15 protein-coding genes are annotated in these 14,722 nt (G+C 67.3%); 6 read left to right on the top strand and 9 right to left on the bottom strand.

What is annotated here, in order from left to right; genetic code table 11:
- Nucleotides 1-42 precede the first annotated feature (42 nt).
- The 6 genes from ACXJJ9_RS09110 to ACXJJ9_RS09085 all read right to left on the bottom strand — a co-directional run bounded on the left by ACXJJ9_RS09110 (nucleotide 43) and on the right by ACXJJ9_RS09085 (nucleotide 4,836).
- Nucleotides 43-324 carry a hypothetical protein gene (locus ACXJJ9_RS09110; protein ID WP_310055703.1) on the bottom strand — a complete coding sequence of 94 codons (282 nt, stop codon included), beginning with the start codon at nucleotides 322-324 and terminating at the stop codon, nucleotides 43-45.
- 135 nt (nucleotides 325-459) lie between these two features.
- On the bottom strand, nucleotides 460-1,410 hold the full coding sequence (locus ACXJJ9_RS09105) for a pseudouridine synthase (RefSeq protein WP_457096872.1): 951 nt from the start codon (nucleotides 1,408-1,410) through the stop codon (nucleotides 460-462).
- A 37-nt stretch (nucleotides 1,411-1,447) separates the two neighbouring features.
- Entirely contained in the window at nucleotides 1,448-2,452 is a 1,005-nt protein-coding gene (locus tag ACXJJ9_RS09100; protein WP_457096871.1) for a diguanylate cyclase domain-containing protein, read from the bottom strand.
- Between the two features lie 81 nt (nucleotides 2,453-2,533).
- Nucleotides 2,534-3,193 carry a hypothetical protein gene (locus tag ACXJJ9_RS09095; protein ID WP_457096870.1) on the bottom strand — a complete coding sequence of 220 codons (660 nt, stop codon included), beginning with the start codon at nucleotides 3,191-3,193 and terminating at the stop codon, nucleotides 2,534-2,536.
- A 326-nt stretch (nucleotides 3,194-3,519) separates the two neighbouring features.
- Entirely contained in the window at nucleotides 3,520-4,365 is an 846-nt protein-coding gene (locus ACXJJ9_RS09090) for an NYN domain-containing protein (RefSeq protein WP_457096869.1), read from the bottom strand.
- 90 nt (nucleotides 4,366-4,455) lie between these two features.
- The gene (locus ACXJJ9_RS09085; protein ID WP_457096868.1) at nucleotides 4,456-4,836 is read right to left on the bottom strand and encodes a VOC family protein; all 381 of its coding nucleotides are present in this window, start codon (nucleotides 4,834-4,836) and stop codon (nucleotides 4,456-4,458) included.
- A gap of 313 nt (nucleotides 4,837-5,149) precedes the next feature.
- Between ACXJJ9_RS09085 and ACXJJ9_RS09080 the strand changes: the two genes are divergently transcribed.
- Nucleotides 5,150-5,761, top strand: a complete 612-nt coding sequence (locus tag ACXJJ9_RS09080) for a hypothetical protein (protein ID WP_457096867.1) — start codon at nucleotides 5,150-5,152, stop codon at nucleotides 5,759-5,761.
- Nucleotides 5,762-5,899: 138 nt separating this feature from the next.
- Here ACXJJ9_RS09080 and msrA read toward each other — a convergent pair whose 3' ends face one another.
- The 3 genes from msrA to msrB all read right to left on the bottom strand — a co-directional run bounded on the left by msrA (nucleotide 5,900) and on the right by msrB (nucleotide 9,037).
- Nucleotides 5,900-6,637: a peptide-methionine (S)-S-oxide reductase MsrA gene (msrA, locus tag ACXJJ9_RS09075; protein WP_457096866.1), complete on the bottom strand. Its 738-nt coding sequence runs from the start codon at nucleotides 6,635-6,637 to the stop codon at nucleotides 5,900-5,902.
- A 33-nt stretch (nucleotides 6,638-6,670) separates the two neighbouring features.
- Nucleotides 6,671-8,464, bottom strand: a complete 1,794-nt coding sequence (locus tag ACXJJ9_RS09070) for a cytochrome c biogenesis protein DipZ (protein WP_457096865.1) — start codon at nucleotides 8,462-8,464, stop codon at nucleotides 6,671-6,673.
- Nucleotides 8,465-8,536: 72 nt separating this feature from the next.
- Complete coding sequence (gene msrB, locus ACXJJ9_RS09065; RefSeq protein ID WP_457096864.1) at nucleotides 8,537-9,037, bottom strand: peptide-methionine (R)-S-oxide reductase MsrB; 501 nt, start codon at nucleotides 9,035-9,037, stop codon at nucleotides 8,537-8,539.
- Nucleotides 9,038-9,199: 162 nt separating this feature from the next.
- Here msrB and ACXJJ9_RS09060 point away from each other — a divergent pair, with 162 nt between their 5' ends.
- The 5 genes from ACXJJ9_RS09060 (at nucleotide 9,200) to ACXJJ9_RS09040 (ending at nucleotide 14,682) form a co-directional block, all read left to right on the top strand.
- A complete protein-coding gene (locus ACXJJ9_RS09060; RefSeq protein ID WP_457096863.1) occupies nucleotides 9,200-9,928 on the top strand; it encodes a response regulator transcription factor in 729 nt (242 codons plus the stop codon).
- The gene (locus tag ACXJJ9_RS09055) at nucleotides 9,925-11,391 is read left to right on the top strand and encodes an ATP-binding protein (RefSeq protein ID WP_457096862.1); all 1,467 of its coding nucleotides are present in this window, start codon (nucleotides 9,925-9,927) and stop codon (nucleotides 11,389-11,391) included. Before ACXJJ9_RS09060 ends, ACXJJ9_RS09055 begins: the two co-directional genes overlap by 4 nt.
- Before the next feature lie 286 nt (nucleotides 11,392-11,677).
- Nucleotides 11,678-11,866 carry a hypothetical protein gene (locus ACXJJ9_RS09050; RefSeq protein WP_457096861.1) on the top strand — a complete coding sequence of 63 codons (189 nt, stop codon included), beginning with the start codon at nucleotides 11,678-11,680 and terminating at the stop codon, nucleotides 11,864-11,866.
- 165 nt (nucleotides 11,867-12,031) lie between these two features.
- Entirely contained in the window at nucleotides 12,032-12,811 is a 780-nt protein-coding gene (locus ACXJJ9_RS09045) for an alpha/beta hydrolase (protein WP_457096860.1), read from the top strand.
- Between the two features lie 98 nt (nucleotides 12,812-12,909).
- Nucleotides 12,910-14,682, top strand: a complete 1,773-nt coding sequence (locus tag ACXJJ9_RS09040; protein ID WP_457096859.1) for an acyl-CoA dehydrogenase family protein — start codon at nucleotides 12,910-12,912, stop codon at nucleotides 14,680-14,682.
- Nucleotides 14,683-14,722: the final 40 nt, after the last annotated feature.

The following is a 14,722-nucleotide window of genomic DNA, read 5'->3' as shown; positions in this document are numbered from 1 at the left end:
GGCAAGGGCCACCGTCCCCTCATCAGGCAACGTATCCGAGCATCAGTGCAGCGTGCCGGCCTCTTCCTCCGGCGCCGGCTGCAACGTTACCGCCAGCGCCTCGAGCTCGGTGATCTCGGCTTCGAGCGCGTCGTACAACTCGCCCTGGCGCGTCATCAGTTCCTCGATCCGCGCCGCCTGTTTCAGCTTGGACAGCTCACCATCGAACAGCAGCCATTGCGTCGTCAGCAGCTCCACGTTGTTCTTGCAGTAGTGGCGCATCTCCTTGAGCTGCACCACGGTGGCGTTGACATGGTCGAGCGGTGTCTTGGTTTCCGCGGACATGGCGACCTCCTCTTGCAGGTATCAGCCACAGGTTAGGCGCCTCCCGCGGCCGGACGACGTGAAGACCACACTCACGGCTCGGCCGCGGTTCACCTTGGTGACGCCGCCCTCAAATCCGCCCATTCACGCCGCGCATTACGCGTCGCCGCTCCCTTGCAGCGACAGGCGACTCACGAACACACGCTCGGCGCCCGTGAGCGGATCGGCAAACCGCAGTTCACGCGCCAGCAACTGCAACGGCCGCGCGAAGTCATTGGTGGCGTCCGCCGTGAGCTGCGGATACAGGCGGTCGTTGCGGATCGGTGCGCCCAGCGCTGCCATGTGCACGCGCAACTGGTGCTTGCGCCCGGTGACCGGCTCCAGCGCGTAGGTCCACGTCGCGCCATGGCGGCTGAGCACATCTATGCGGGTCTGGCTGTTCGCCACGCCGTCGACTTCGCGCATGCGGAAGAACGGCTCGCCCGCCTCCAGGCGCGAGGCATGGACCAGTGGAAACGCCAGGGCCGGCAGGGCGGGCGCGATCGCCTCGTAGCGCTTGTGGATGCGGCGCTGGCGAAACAGCGACTGGTACGCGTCGCGCGTGGCGATGTTCGCCGAGAACAGCACCAGCCCGGCGGTATCGCGATCGATCCGGTGTAACGGCACCAGGTCCGGATTGCCCAGCCTGCGCACCAGCCGCGCCAGCAATGTTTCGCGCACGTGGCCGCCGGCGGGCGTCACCGGCAGGAAGTGCGGCTTGTCTGCCACCACCAGCTGCGCATCGGCGTGCAGGACGGTTTCCGCGAAAGGAATCGGCGTCTCGTCCACGACCTCGCGGAAGTAGCGGATCTCCGCACCGGCGCGGTACGGCGCGTCGAGCGGCAACGCCGTGCCATTCGGCGCCTGCACGAGCCCACGGGCGAAGCGATCGATCCAGACGTCGCGCGCGATCGCCGGGAAGCGGTGGCACAAGCCGTCAAGCACCGTGGTCCACGGGCCCGGGGGCAATTGCAGGCGGCTGGGAGCCAGGCCTTCCGCGTCCCGCATCGTCATTGGCTCCGCAAGGCATCCCGGCGCGGATCTTAAGCCCGTCGGCGCTGAGGACATCCCGTTCCGCGGCAACGACGCCTGGCCGCGGCAGCTGTCATGGCCACAGCGGCTCCCGCTTTTGCGGTGTCCGCACCGGCGCGCCGGGCGGGCGCATGGCGGCCTCGACCTCGAATTGCCCGCCACCACGCGCCTTGGCCTGGTAGCACAGCTCGTCCGCACGCTGCAGCAGGCTGTGCGGCGACAGCGCGTCGCCGTGGAAGGTGACCACGCCCATGCTGGCGCCGACCGAGAACTCGTGCTCCTGCCAGCGAAAACGGAACTCGCCCAACGCCTCCATCACGCGCCCGGCCAGCAGTCGAGCTTCGGCGGGATCGCAATGCTCCAGCAGCATCACGAACTCGTCGCCACCCAGCCGCGCCACGGTGTCCATGTCACGCAGGCTGCGCTGCAGCAACACCGCGAATCCGCGCAGGAGTTCGTCGCCGGCGAAATGGCCRCAGGCATCGTTGACGGCCTTGAAGCGGTCCATGTCGAGGTAGAGCAGTGCATGCGCCGTGCCGTCGCGGCCCGCGTTGGTGACCGCGCGCTCCAGGCGCGACTCGAAGGCACGCCGGTTGGACACGCCGGTCAGCGGGTCGTGGGTGGCGTGGTAGTGCAGCTCATCGTTCAGGCGCGTGGCCGCGGTGACATTGCGGAAGGTGACGACCGCACCGACGCTGCGGCGGTGCTCGTCGAGAACGGGCGTGCAGGTGGCATGCACCAGCACCTCGTGTTCGTCCTGGCGAACCAGCAGGGTCACATCGTTACCACGGCCCGCCGCCATCAGGTCCACGGCGAGCCCCTGCGAGTCACGCAACTGGACGACTTCCTGCACGGGTCGCCCCAGCGCCTGCGCCTGCGGCCAGCCCGTCAGGTGCAACGCGCACAGGTTGATGTCGGTGATGCGGCCCTCGGGGTCGAGGACCACGACTCCGTCCGGCAGCGCGTGCAGCGCCGCCTTCACCCTGGCCAGTCGCGCCTGGGATGCGCGCAGAGCCGCCGTCGCCTTGGCCCAGCGCAGGCGCAGCTTCGCATCGCGGGAAACAGCGGGGTCGTCCACGTCCGTCGTTGTTCGAACCAGATGAAACGACGGTACGGACGCTCATGCCAAGGCCAAGTGATGGCGCGCCCGCCCGTCGGATCACGGGGTCTTCGCCGGCTCCGCCAGGACCTGCTGCGCTTCCGCGTTGCCGGGATTGAGCTGCTGCGAGCGGCGGTACGCCGCCAGTCCCTTCTCGCGATGCCCGTTCTTCAGTTCCAGGTCGCCGACATTGTTCCAGGCGCGCCACAGGCCGGGATTGGCTTCGGCATCGACGCTCAGGACTTCGAGCGCATCGGCCAGCTTGCCCTGGTCGACCAGCGCATAGCCGGCGGAGGTCATCGGGTCATCGCGTGCCGCGGTCCACCACGGCACGCCATGGAAGCGCGCCTGGCGCTGCGCGTACACGCGGCGCACCGCCGCACCGCCGTCGCTGGCGGCGATCAGGTGCAGCGCTCGCATCTCATCGCCGGCGAGGATCGGATCCACCGCCGGATCGCGACCGGCGATGTAGTCGGCGAAGGAAAACACCGCCGGCACGTCCACCGGCGTGTACGGATCATGGCTGTCAGAACGGCCCCAGTGGCGGCGCCTCGAGCAGCTCAACGACAGCTGCGCGCGTTCGAATTTGAACGTGCCCGCATCGCCGAAGGAATTGAGCCCCGCGCCCGCCGGCTCGCCGACGAAGGTGGCCGGCGTGCGGGCGAGGAACTCTTCGACCGCGCCCACCGCGGCGCTGAAGGTCTTGCGTCCGGTGAGCACGTACAGCTCCCGCCACGGCGGCGTGTCCCCCGGAGTTGTAACGCCAGTCGACGATCAGGCGGCGCGGCTTCTGCTTGTCGACTTCGGCCATGGCGCGGTGGAAGAAGGCGTTGAACGCCTCGTCCTCGTGATCGAGCACGTAGTTGACCTGCATGTAGTACGCGTCGCGCTCGGGCAGCGGCACGCCGATGTAGTGGCGGCGATAGCGCAGGTGCAGCGGACGCGCCGGATCGGGTGTGCGGAACGCGCTGGAAGGCGACGCGCCGAAGGCTGCGACCCAGTCCGGGTAGTCGCCGATCGATGCGCCGAACACTTCTCGCCCGGGCTCACTCCACCGCGCGCACGAACAGGGTCTTGCCGGTGCTGCCCGGCGTGGTGCGCTCCTCCACGGTGAAGTGGCGCGGATGCTGGCGCAGCAAATCGCTCAGCTTCTTCTGTCCGTACAGGCGTGGATCGAAGTCCGGACGGATCTTGGTGAGGTAGTTGCCGACGCTGCCAAGGTGCGCCCAGCCCTCCTCGTCCGAGGCTTCCTCGATCGCCTGCCGGATCAACTCCAGCGGCAGCGGCAAGGGCCCGGCAGGTTTGTCCGCCGCCGGTGCGGCCGTGACAGGAGCAGCGGGTGCTGGCGCCACGGGCGGCTTGGCCTGCTTCGCGGCCTTCTTGGCCACGGGCTTGGCACCCTTCGCCGGCGCCACGACCGGTGCCGGCCCTTCGGCGCGCAGCACTTCGGTGTAGATGAACTTGTCGCACGCCTGCACGAAGGCATCGGGCGTCTTGCGTTCGCCGAAGCCATACACCGTCAGCCCCTCCTCGCGCAGGCGCTGCGCCAGGCGGGTGAAGTCGCTGTCGCTCGACACCAGGCAGAAGCCGTCGAAGCGACGCGTGTACATCAGGTCCATCGCGTCGATGATCAACGAGCTGTCGGTGGCGTTCTTGCCGCTGGTGTAGGCGAACTGCTGCACCGGATTGATCGAATGCTTGAGCAGCGCCTTCTTCCACTGTGACTGCTGGTTGGAGGTGAAGTCGCCGTAGATGCGCTTCACGCTCGCCACGCCGTACTTCGCCACTTCCGCAAGAAGTCCTTCGATCACCGCCGGCTGCGCGTTGTCGGCATCGATGAGCACGGCCATGCGGCGCTGGTCGTCGGAGGTGAGGGAGGAGCGGGGTTTCATCAAATATTCCTTGTGGGCGCGGGCGGACGGTGGCAGCAGGCGAACGCCGGGTCCGCCATCGACAAGATACCCTGCCGCGGAGAACGGGTCTCACGCCCAGCGGTTTGCGTTCTTCGGAAACCCGGGGCGCTGTACGCGCACCACACAGAATCGCTGCCCCGTCGGCGCCTGCATCACCACCCACCGTTCCAGGCGACTCACCACGCTGGCCCCCAGGCCTTCGAGCCGGGACACCTCGGCGGGAATGTCATCGGTTTCGATGTCGATGTGCACGCGGCTCTCATGCTCGACGCGTTGTATCTGCACGATCGGCTCGTCGGGTGGCGTTTCCAGCATGCGGTAGTTGCCGCGCGTGCCCGGGTGACCGGGGTCGATCGCACGGCCCAATGCCCCGGCCCAGAAGCTCGCGGCCTGGTCGACATCGGCGGTGTTGCAATCGATCAGCAGGGCGCACAGTCGTGAGTAATGCATGGCTTCCTCCATGGCAGCGGGATCGGACAGGCCGTCGGGACACTCTGCTGAAAGGACGGCCTGCTGAACGGACCGCGTCAGTATGCAACGCGCGTCAATGCGCGCCGCAACCCGGGCATGCTGCGACGCCCGACATGCCCGGCGCTGCGCACGCGTCGCGTGATGCACGCAGCATCCACACCGATGAACAGCGCTGGGGCGTTGCGCCCGACACGGCGACGCGATGAACGCGTGCACGCCTGTCGCTTTCACCATTCCTTCGATGCAAAACACTCAACGTAGTGGCACTCCCCACAACGCAAGGAACCCCGACATGAAGAAGTCGGCCATCAACCAGGACCAGCTGCAGGAACTGCTCTACCAGGTCCTGGAAACCGAACTCGGTGGCGTCAAGGTGTACGAGACCGCGCTGCGCTGCGCCGTCAACGACGACCTGCGCAAGGAATGGCACGAGTACCTGGCGCAGACTCGTACCCACGTCGACGTGGCGACACGCCTGCTGACCGAGCTCGGCCTCGACCCCGCCGCGCCCACGCCGGGGCGCAGGATCGTCGCCCACATCGGAGGAGCGCTCGTAGCCGCGATGGAGATGGCGCTCAAGGTCGGCGACCGTACCGCCGCCGAACTGGTCGCCTGCGAATGCGTGGTGCTGGCGGAAACCAAGGACCACAGCAACTGGGAACTGATCGGCCAACTCGCCGAACACGGTTCCGGCGACACCCGCATGCTGCGGGCCGCGCATGACGCGGTGGAACAGGACGAAGACCACCACCTCTACCACACGCGCGGCTGGTGTCGCGAACTGTGGCTGCAATCGCTCGGCATGCCCGCCGTATTGCCGCCACCGGAAGAGGTCAAACAGGTCGAGACCGCCATCGGCGCGTCGCGCGCGGAACAGGCACGCGAGCAGATGCTCAAGCACTGATGCCGCGAACGCAGGGAAGAGAACGGGCCGCTTCAGCGGCCCGTCGCTCGATATCGAAGCAATCCCAACTGCACGCGCGCTCGCCCGGGGGGAAGCAGACGCGCTTGCCTTACGCGGCTGCCTTGTTGCATGCGCGAGTCAGTGCGCCTCGACCAGTACCGCCCGCGGCCGGTACAGCGTGGGATAGAGGCGCTTGAGTTCGCCAATCTTCGGCAGATCGTTGAACCGGATGTAGGCCTCGTCCGGATGCAGCGTCAGGTAGTCCTGGTGGTAAGCCTCGGCTGGGTAGAACCGCTTGCCGCTTTCAACCTGCGTAACGATGGGTGCATGGAACACGCCGGCCCGGCCCAGCTGGACGATGTAGGCCCGAGTCGCCTGTGCCTGCTCCGGCGTGGTGGTGAATATCGCCGAACGGTATTGCGTGCCGTGGTCCGGTCCCTGGCGATTGAGCTGGGTGGGGTCGTGGACGACCGAGAAGAACACCTGCATCAAGGTGGCGTAACTGACCTGCGCGGGGTCGTAGGTCACCTGCACGGCTTCGGCGTGACCAGTCGCACCCGTAGCGACGACGTAGTAACGAGCGGTGGCCGCACTCCCGCCGATGTAACCGGACACGGCCCGTTGCACGCCATTGACGTGCTCGAACACACCCTGCACGCCCCAGAAGCAGCCGCCTGCGAACACGACGGTTTCGCTGTGCGCGGGCATGCCCGCGCGTGCCTGCATGCCCGCCTCGGGGGCCGGCGGCGGAATCGCCATGGCCTGCGCATTGGCGCTGCCGAACGGGACCTGCAGCGCGAACACGGTCGCCATCATCAATCCGGCGACGCCGACGGCGATGACACCGGCAAGCAGTTTTTCCATCGGAAGTTTCATGACGGGTGCTCCAAGGGATATAAGCCGGGGATATCAGCCAAAGGTGAAGGCGTAGGCGCGCGCGCCCGGATCCAGGAACTCGATCTCGAAGGTGTGTTCGCCAACATCGCCGCGCTGGCGCACGAGCTGGTACAGGCGGTGCCCGCCGATCACGCCCATGCCCGAAGCATCCGTGTCCTCGCCGTGCGCATCGCCGGGCGCGCGGCCGTCGACGCGCACGCGGAAGCGCACGGGCCTGGCATCGGCATCCGGTGACAGCACCAGATGCAGGTCACGGGCATGGAAGCGGAAGGCGACGCGGCCACCGGCCTGGTCCACGCGCGCATCCTCGGGGCCGACGGTCCACGTGCCGGACAGGGCCCATTGGTTCAACGCCAGCGGCGTCGTATTCGCGTACTCGTGGCCGCGATCGTGCACCAGGCCGCCCGCCGAGGCGAAGTGTTCGGCGCGCGCGTAGCCGACGTAGGTCTCCGGCGATTGCAGGTTGTCCGTGTCGGCCTGCTGTTCCACTCCCTGCGCTTTGCCGGCGCTGTCCGCCAGGGTCGGCAACTGCGAGCGTCCCGCCTCCTCCAGCAACTGGCGGATGATCCGTTCGGACCCTGCGTAGTCGCCCTCGCCGAAGTGGTGGGCGCGGATGCGGCCTTGCGCATCGATGAAATAGTGGGCGGGCCAATACTGGTTGTTGAAGGCGCGCCAGATCGCGTAGTCGTTGTCGATCGCCACCGGATAGGTCACGCCCAGGTCGGCCACGGCGCGGCGGACATTGCCCAGGTCGCGTTCGAAGGCGAACTCCGGCGCATGCACGCCGATCACCACCAGGCCCTGGTCCTGGTACTTGTGCGCCCACTCGCGCACATAGGGCAGCGAACGCAGGCAGTTGATGCAGGAGTAGGTCCAGAAGTCGACCAGCACCACCTTGCCGCGCAGGGAAGCGGCGTCGAGCGGCGCGCTGTTCAACCACGCATTGGCGCCCGCCAGCGACGGCAGCATGCCTTCGCTGTGGACGGACGCATCAACGGGACCGGCATTGGCAGTCATCATCATCGCGGGGGCATCCGGCGCGTCCTTCATCATCGTGTTGGCTGCGGACGTCGCGTTGGGATGGAAGCGATCCAGCAACGATTGCTCCACGCGCGCGGTGCTGACCGTGGACAGGCGCGTGAGCAGGCCGGTATCCAGTCCCAGCGCGATCGCCGCCACGGCGGCGAGCACCGCCACCCCGAGTCCGCGTCGCACCCATTCGCCCAGGCCGAGCGAACGCTTCAACGCGGCGAAGACGCGGCCGCCGATCAACAGCGCGATGGCGAGCGAGCTTGCGGCACCCAGCGCGTAGGCCAGCAGCAATGCGGTTGTCCCCACGCTGGTCCCCTGCAGGGCGGCGCCCGTCAGCACCAGGCCGAGGATCGGGCCGGCGCACGGCGCCCACAGCAGGCCGGTGGCCACGCCAAGCAGCAGCGACGCACCGACACCGCCGTGGCCCTGTTCGTCGGCAATATCGGAGGAGCGGCTGAGGCGGCTGCCCAGCGCCTGGAACGGCGCACCCACCCGGTTCGCCAGCGCGGGCCACAACAGCGCCAGCGCGAACGCGGCCATCAGCACCAGGGCGATCCAGCGTCCCACCTGGTTGGCTTGCGCCACCCATTGGCTGCCCACGGCCGCGAGCGTCGCCACGGCGGCGAAGGTCACCGCCATGCCCACGAGCATGGGCAAACCGGCGCGCGCGAAGGGTTTGTCCGAACGTGCAAACACGAACGGCAACACGGGCAGGATGCACGGACTGAGGATGGTCAGGGCGCCGCCCAGATAGGCGAGGATGAGTAGCAGCATCGGAATTCCCTGGGCTTTAGGCTGGAAGGAAGAGGCAGACTGGTTATCGGAGTGCGGTTATCGGACTGCGGCTCAGCCGGGGGCGAACAGCATCGCCACGCCGTTCATGCAGTAGCGCAGACCGGTGGGGGCCGGGCCGTCATCGAAGACGTGGCCCAGGTGCCCGCCGCAACGACGGCAATGCACTTCGGTGCGTGCCATGCCGAAGGTCGAGTCGGTGTCCTCCCCGACCGCGTCGTGCAGCGGCGCCCAGAAACTGGGCCAACCGGTGCCGCTGTCGAACTTGGTGGCCGAGGAATACAAGGGCAAGCCACAACCCGCGCACGCGAAGGTCCCGTGGCGGTGCTCATCGTTGAGCGGGCTGCTGTAGGGACGCTCGGTGGCGTGCCCGCGCAATACCGCGTACTGCGCCGGCGTCAGGCGTTGCCGCCATTCGGCGTCGCTGTGCATCACTTCAAAACGCCGGGCCATGGCGGTCGCCGCCGGCGCGCGGCTGCAGGCGCCCAGGCCCAGCAGGCCGCCGGCCATGGCAAGGCCGCCAGCGCGTAACGCTTCTCTGCGGGTCAGGGACATCGTGGGCTCCCGGTTGCGATTGCATGGGCGCATGGTCCGCCCGGCCGTGTCACCGAGTCCTCACGTAAAGTTAAATTTTGCGTGACACCTTCAGCGCCGCGATTGACCACAATCCCGCCTGACCCCACGACGGCTTGCCCGATTTCCCTGGATGCCCCCCGAATGCGCCCGGTCAAACGCGTACTGATAGTCGAAGACGACGCGCACATCGCCGAGCTGCTGCGCCTGCACCTGCGCGATGAAGGCTTTGAGGTGGTGCATGCTGCCGACGGCAACGAAGGCCTGCGCCTGCTCGAGGAAGGCGGCTGGGATGCGCTCGTGCTCGACCTGATGCTCCCCGGCGTCGACGGGCTGGAGATCTGCAAGCGCGCCCGCGCCATGGCCCGCTATACCCCGATCATCATCACCAGCGCACGCTCCAGCGAAGTGCACCGCATCCTGGGCCTGGAACTGGGCGCGGACGACTACCTCGCCAAGCCTTTCTCCATGTTGGAACTGGTGGCACGAGTGAAGGCCCTGCTGCGGCGCGTGGAGGCGATGGCGCACAACGCGCGCATCGACTCCGGCGTCCTCGAGCTGCACGGCCTGCGCATCGATCCCGTCGCGCGCGTGGCCAGCATCGAGGGCCAGGCGCTCGAACTGACGCCGCGCGAATTCGACCTGCTGCACTTCTTCGCCCGCCACCCGGACCAGGTGTTCTCGCGCATGGACCTGCTCAACCAGGTCTGGGGCTACCAGCACGACGGTTACGAACACACGGTCAACACCCACATCAACCGCCTGCGCGCCAAGATCGAAGCCGATCCGGCCCATCCCCGGCGGATCCTCACCATGTGGGGGCGTGGCTACAAGTTCGCCGATGCGCCTTCCACTGCGGGCACCGGAGCATGATCCGCCTGAGCCTGTCGCAGCGCCTGTCCGCCGTGTTCTGCGGCCTGCTGCTGGTGTGCGTCGCCGCGTTGGCGATGATGCAGGTGCGCACCAGCGCGATGCACGAACAGGAAGTGGTGCAACGCCTCTCGCGCGGGCTGGCCGAGCACATCGCCCACAACGGCGAACTGATGGACCAGCGTGGCCTGCGGCCGGCGAATGTGCGCGACCTGTTCGGCAAGCTCATGGCCGTCAATCCCAGCGTCGAGGTCTACCTGCTCGACGACCAGGGCCGCATCCTTGGCCACGACGCGCCCGAAGGCCACCTCAGGCGCAAGCAGGTGGATGTCGCACCGATCCAGCGACTGCTGCGCGGCGACCGCTTGCCGATCCTGGGCGACGACCCGCGCAGCGCGCGCGGCCGCAAAGTATTCAATGCCGCGCCACTGCGCGTGCAGGGACGCGACGTCGGCTACATCTACGTGGTGCTGCTGGGCGAGCAACGCGATGCCCTGGTCGCGGATGTCGCGGCCAGCACGACGCTGCGCACGACGCTGTGGTCGGTGTCGCTGGTGGCGGTGCTGGGACTGCTGGCGGGCATCGCCGCTTTCCGCTGGGTCACACGCCCATTGCGCCAGCTGACCGAGCGCATCCAGGCCTTCGACGTGGAGGGCCACGCGCCGCAGTCGCCGTCCGTCGCACCGGCTCCGCTGCCTGCGGACGAGAAGGACGAGATCGCCATCCTCGATCACGCCTTCACCCACATGTCGCAGCGCATCGGCGAGCAGTGGCAGGAACTGACCCGGCAGGACCAGCAGCGCCGCGAGTTGGTGGCCAACATCTCGCACGACCTGCGCACGCCGCTGTCCTCCCTGCACGGCTATCTCGAAACGCTGGCACTCAAGGACGCGACGCTGGACGAATCCGAGCGTCGCCGCTACCTGGACATCGCATTGGCGCAGAGCCGCAAGGTCGGCCGCCTGGTGCAGGAGCTGTTCGAACTGGCGCGCCTGGAATACGGTTCCGTGCAGCTGGACCTGCAGGCGTTCTCGTTGCCCGATCTGGTCCAGGACGTCTTCCAGAAATTCGAGTTGGCGGCCCAGTCCAGGCGGCAATCGCTGGTGGCCGATATTCCCGCCGATGTTCCCGCCGTTGTCGGCGACTTGGGACTGATCGAACGCGTCCTGACCAATCTGCTGGACAACGCCGTACGGCACACGCCCGAAGGCGGCCGCATCGAACTGGCGTTGCGCACTGCACCGCGTAGCGTGATCGTGACGATCGCCGACAACGGCCCGGGCATCCCGCCGGCGCTGCGAGCCAAATTGTTCGACACGCCGTCGGTGCTGGTGTCAGGCAATCGCGACAGCGGCGGCCTCGGCCTGATGATCGTGCGCCAGATCCTGCAACTGCACGGCACGGCCATCGAGTTGGTCGATGACGATCGCGGCGCGGTATTCCGGTTTGAGCTGGCGACCGGGTAGTCGCCGTGGCGTTTCCAGGCTGCCGTGGCCGCGTCGCCATGAATGTCAGAATTTTTGTGCGGCGCGCCCGGAGCAGGCGATGCGGCGTGATCGCACGCGCGGGCGACCAGTCAGCTGCATGAATCGGAAGCAGCGTCGCAGTGGCGCCGCGATTATCCCCTCGCCTTATCATTCGAAAACGTGAATCACGTTATCCAGTGCTAACGCAAATCGAGCAATCAGCTAACGCGCGATCCGTAAGGTAGGTCGCGGTCCAGCAAGGACCTCCTTCCAACGGAGATCACGAATGCCCACCACCCCGCAGAAAGGCAAGTCGGATTCGCAGAACACCCGCCGCGACGACCAGTCCAGCAAGCAAATGGGTCGCAGCGACGACCAGAACAAGAAGCTGGGTTCACAGGACCAGTCGCAGGATCGCAAGCCCCCCATGGGCACCCCCAGCGATCGTGACCGGAGTGGCAGCGATCGTCACTGATACGTCGCCACTGATACGTCCAACGTAGCGACACACCCACGTAGCGTGGTGTGCCAAAGAAACGGGCCGCTTGATGCGGCCCGTTTCCTTTGGTGCAGGCGCGCTTGACCGATGGCCGAAGCGCCCCTAAAGATGCTGCGCATATCCCGGCTGCGCTGAGTCCTCATGAGCCCAGGTCTAAAGCTGCTGACCATCGGCATCCTGCTTGTTGGACTGATGTATCTATCCATTTGCGGACTGCTCTACTTCTCCCAACGCTCCTATATCTATTACCCGACCGGGCGGAATCCCGACGTTCCCGCATTCATCCTGCATCGCGAGGACGCGCGGATCGTAGTCTCCTCCAACGGCATCCACGGCCATCGCGCCATCCTCTACTTCGGCGGGAATGCCGAAGACGTTTCGAGGGCCATCGCGCCCTTGAGCCAGGCCTTCCCGGGCACGGCGATCTATGCGATGCACTACCGCGGCTATGGCGGCAGCAGTGGAACGCCGTCGGAGCGCGCGCTGGTTGCCGATGGAATCGCACTGCACGACCTGGTAGCCAGGACGCATCCGCGCATTTCCATCATCGGGCGCAGCCTGGGGAGCGGAGTGGCGATTCAAATCGCAGCATCGAGACCAACGGATCGGCTGGTCCTCGTCACGCCATACGACAGCATCGCCGGGCTTGCCGCCGATCGCTTCAATCTGTTCCCGGTCAGGCTGATGCTGCGCGACAGGTATGAATCGTGGCGTTATGCCAGCCGCATGACAGTTCCAACAACGCTCATCGTTGCCACCCAGGACCAGGTCATCCCGAATCGAAGCTCGGAGAAGCTCGCCAGGGCGTTCCCGCCTGGCGTCGCCAAACTGATCAGGATCGTCGGCGCGGACCACAACAATGTGTCCGACTTCCCCGGTTACGTGGCTGCGCTTGGCGGACAGATTGCGCAGGGGCACTAGCGCCGACAGCACGCTCCGCAACGCAGCAACCCGCCCGCACGCTGGCCCCGCCCCACCCCCGGGAGGACAATCCCTGCACCGTCCCGCGGAGCACCGCCATGTCGACCGCCCCCGCCGCAACCGCCGCCGGCGGTCCCGCCACGCTCCGCGACGAAAGCGCCGCCAAGCAGCTGTTCTTCGGCAACATCCTCGACGAGCAGCTGTTCCCGTATCCGCAGATCCGCCCGCGCGACCGCGAGATGCTCGGCGCGATGACCGACGCCATCGACCAGTTCCTCGCCGACAAGGCCACCGACCTCAAGCACTACGACCGCGACGCCGAACAACCCGCCGACTTCCTCCAGGCCCTGCGCGACATGGGACTGTTCGGCCTGATCATTCCCGAGGCCTACGGCGGGCTGGAACTCTCCAACGGCGCCTACGCGCGCGTGCTCGGCCAGACCAGCAGCCACGACAGTTCGGTATCGCTGACCATCGGCGCGCACAGCTCGATCGGCATGAAGGGCCTGCTGCTGTTCGGCAGCGACGAGCAGAAGCAGCGCTACCTGCCGCGCCTCGCCAGTGGCGAGCTGATCGCCGCGTTCTGCCTCACCGAATCCGGCGCCGGTTCCGACGCCGCGTCGATTCGCACCAGGGCGACGCGCAACGACGACGGCAGCTGGACGCTCAGCGGCGAGAAGATCTGGATCACCAACGGCGGCATCGCCGGCTTCTACACCGTGTTCGCGCGCACCGACACGCCCGAGGGCAAGATCACCGCGTTCCTGGTCGAGGCCGGCTGGCCGGGCGTCAGCCACGGCCCGCACGAGGACAAGATGGGCATCCGCGCCTCGTCCACCACCACCGTCGCCTTCGTCGATGTGCGCGTGCCGGCGGAAAACGTGCTGGGCCCGGTCGGCAAGGGCTTCAAGGTGGCGATGAGCATCCTCAACAGCGGCCGCACCGGGCTGGGCGGCGGCGCGGTCGGCGGCATGCGCACGCTGCTGCGGCTTGCGACCGCGCAGGCGAAGGACCGCCAGCAGTTCGGCAAGCCGATCGCCGAGTTCGGCCTGGTGCGCGAGAAGATCGCGCGCATGGCGGTGGACTGCTTCGCCGCCGAGAGCACGGTGTGGATGGTCGCGCACCTGATCGACAGTGGCTGCAGCGACTACTCGGTGGAAGCGGCGATCAGCAAGGTGTTCGCCAGCGAAGCGGTGCAGCGCGCGTCGTACGAGGCGCTGCAGATCGCAGCCGGCAACGGATTCATGCGCGAATACCCCTACGAGCAGATCACCCGCGACACCCGCATCCTGTCGATCTTCGAAGGCACCAACGAGATCCTGCGCCTGTACATCGCCCTGTCCGGGCTCAAGGGCGTTGGCGCCGGCCTGGGCGAGCTCAAGGCCGCGGTGGGCGACATCTTCAACGACCCGATCAAGGGTTTCGGCGTGCTCGGCGACTACACGAGCCGGCGCGTGCGCGAGGCCACCGGCGTCGGCACCGACCGCATCGTGCATCCGCTGGCCGAGCCGCTGCGCAAGCTGGCCGCGGTGTACGAGAAGTACGCGGTGGAACTGTCGAAGTCGTCCGACGCGCTGCTGCGCCAGCACGGCAAGGCCATCGCCGACCAGCAGCACGCACAGAAGCGCATCGCCGACATCGCCATCGACCTGTTCGTCGGCCTGTGCGTGCTCTCGCGCGCCGACAGCCTGCTCAAGCAGCAGCATCCCGCCGCGGCGCAAGCGCAGGAGATCGCTGAACTGTTCACCCGCGCAGCGCGGCGTCGCATGGCGCGTAACCGGCGTGGCCTGGAGCGCAACGAGGATGCGCAGACCGAGCGGCTCGCGGCCGACGTGCTGGCGCGGGGCGGCTATGCGTGGGATGTGATCTGACGGGCCCGAGCCTCGCGTTCTCTCTCCTTCTCCCCGCGAC

Source organism: Lysobacter sp. P5_B9, assembly GCF_054049835.1.
This window is presented reverse-complemented; position numbering and strand designations above follow the sequence as displayed.

Coding starts and splice junctions, on each gene's coding strand:
- msrA (WP_457096866.1), bottom strand. CDS start 6,637: ATGAAACTTCCGATGGAAAAACTGCTTGCCGGTGTCATCGCCGTCGGC.
- ACXJJ9_RS09110 (WP_310055703.1), bottom strand. CDS start 324: ATGTCCGCGGAAACCAAGACACCGCTCGACCATGTCAACGCCACCGTG.
- ACXJJ9_RS09080 (WP_457096867.1), top strand. CDS start 5,150: ATGAAGAAGTCGGCCATCAACCAGGACCAGCTGCAGGAACTGCTCTAC.
- ACXJJ9_RS09085 (WP_457096868.1), bottom strand. CDS start 4,836: ATGCATTACTCACGACTGTGCGCCCTGCTGATCGATTGCAACACCGCC.
- ACXJJ9_RS09055 (WP_457096862.1), top strand. CDS start 9,925: ATGATCCGCCTGAGCCTGTCGCAGCGCCTGTCCGCCGTGTTCTGCGGC.
- ACXJJ9_RS09050 (WP_457096861.1), top strand. CDS start 11,678: ATGCCCACCACCCCGCAGAAAGGCAAGTCGGATTCGCAGAACACCCGC.
- ACXJJ9_RS09070 (WP_457096865.1), bottom strand. CDS start 8,464: ATGCTGCTACTCATCCTCGCCTATCTGGGCGGCGCCCTGACCATCCTC.
- ACXJJ9_RS09060 (WP_457096863.1), top strand. CDS start 9,200: ATGCGCCCGGTCAAACGCGTACTGATAGTCGAAGACGACGCGCACATC.
- ACXJJ9_RS09040 (WP_457096859.1), top strand. CDS start 12,910: ATGTCGACCGCCCCCGCCGCAACCGCCGCCGGCGGTCCCGCCACGCTC.
- ACXJJ9_RS09090 (WP_457096869.1), bottom strand. CDS start 4,365: ATGAAACCCCGCTCCTCCCTCACCTCCGACGACCAGCGCCGCATGGCC.
- ACXJJ9_RS09045 (WP_457096860.1), top strand. CDS start 12,032: ATGAGCCCAGGTCTAAAGCTGCTGACCATCGGCATCCTGCTTGTTGGA.
- ACXJJ9_RS09105 (WP_457096872.1), bottom strand. CDS start 1,410: ATGTCCTCAGCGCCGACGGGCTTAAGATCCGCGCCGGGATGCCTTGCG.
- msrB (WP_457096864.1), bottom strand. CDS start 9,037: ATGTCCCTGACCCGCAGAGAAGCGTTACGCGCTGGCGGCCTTGCCATG.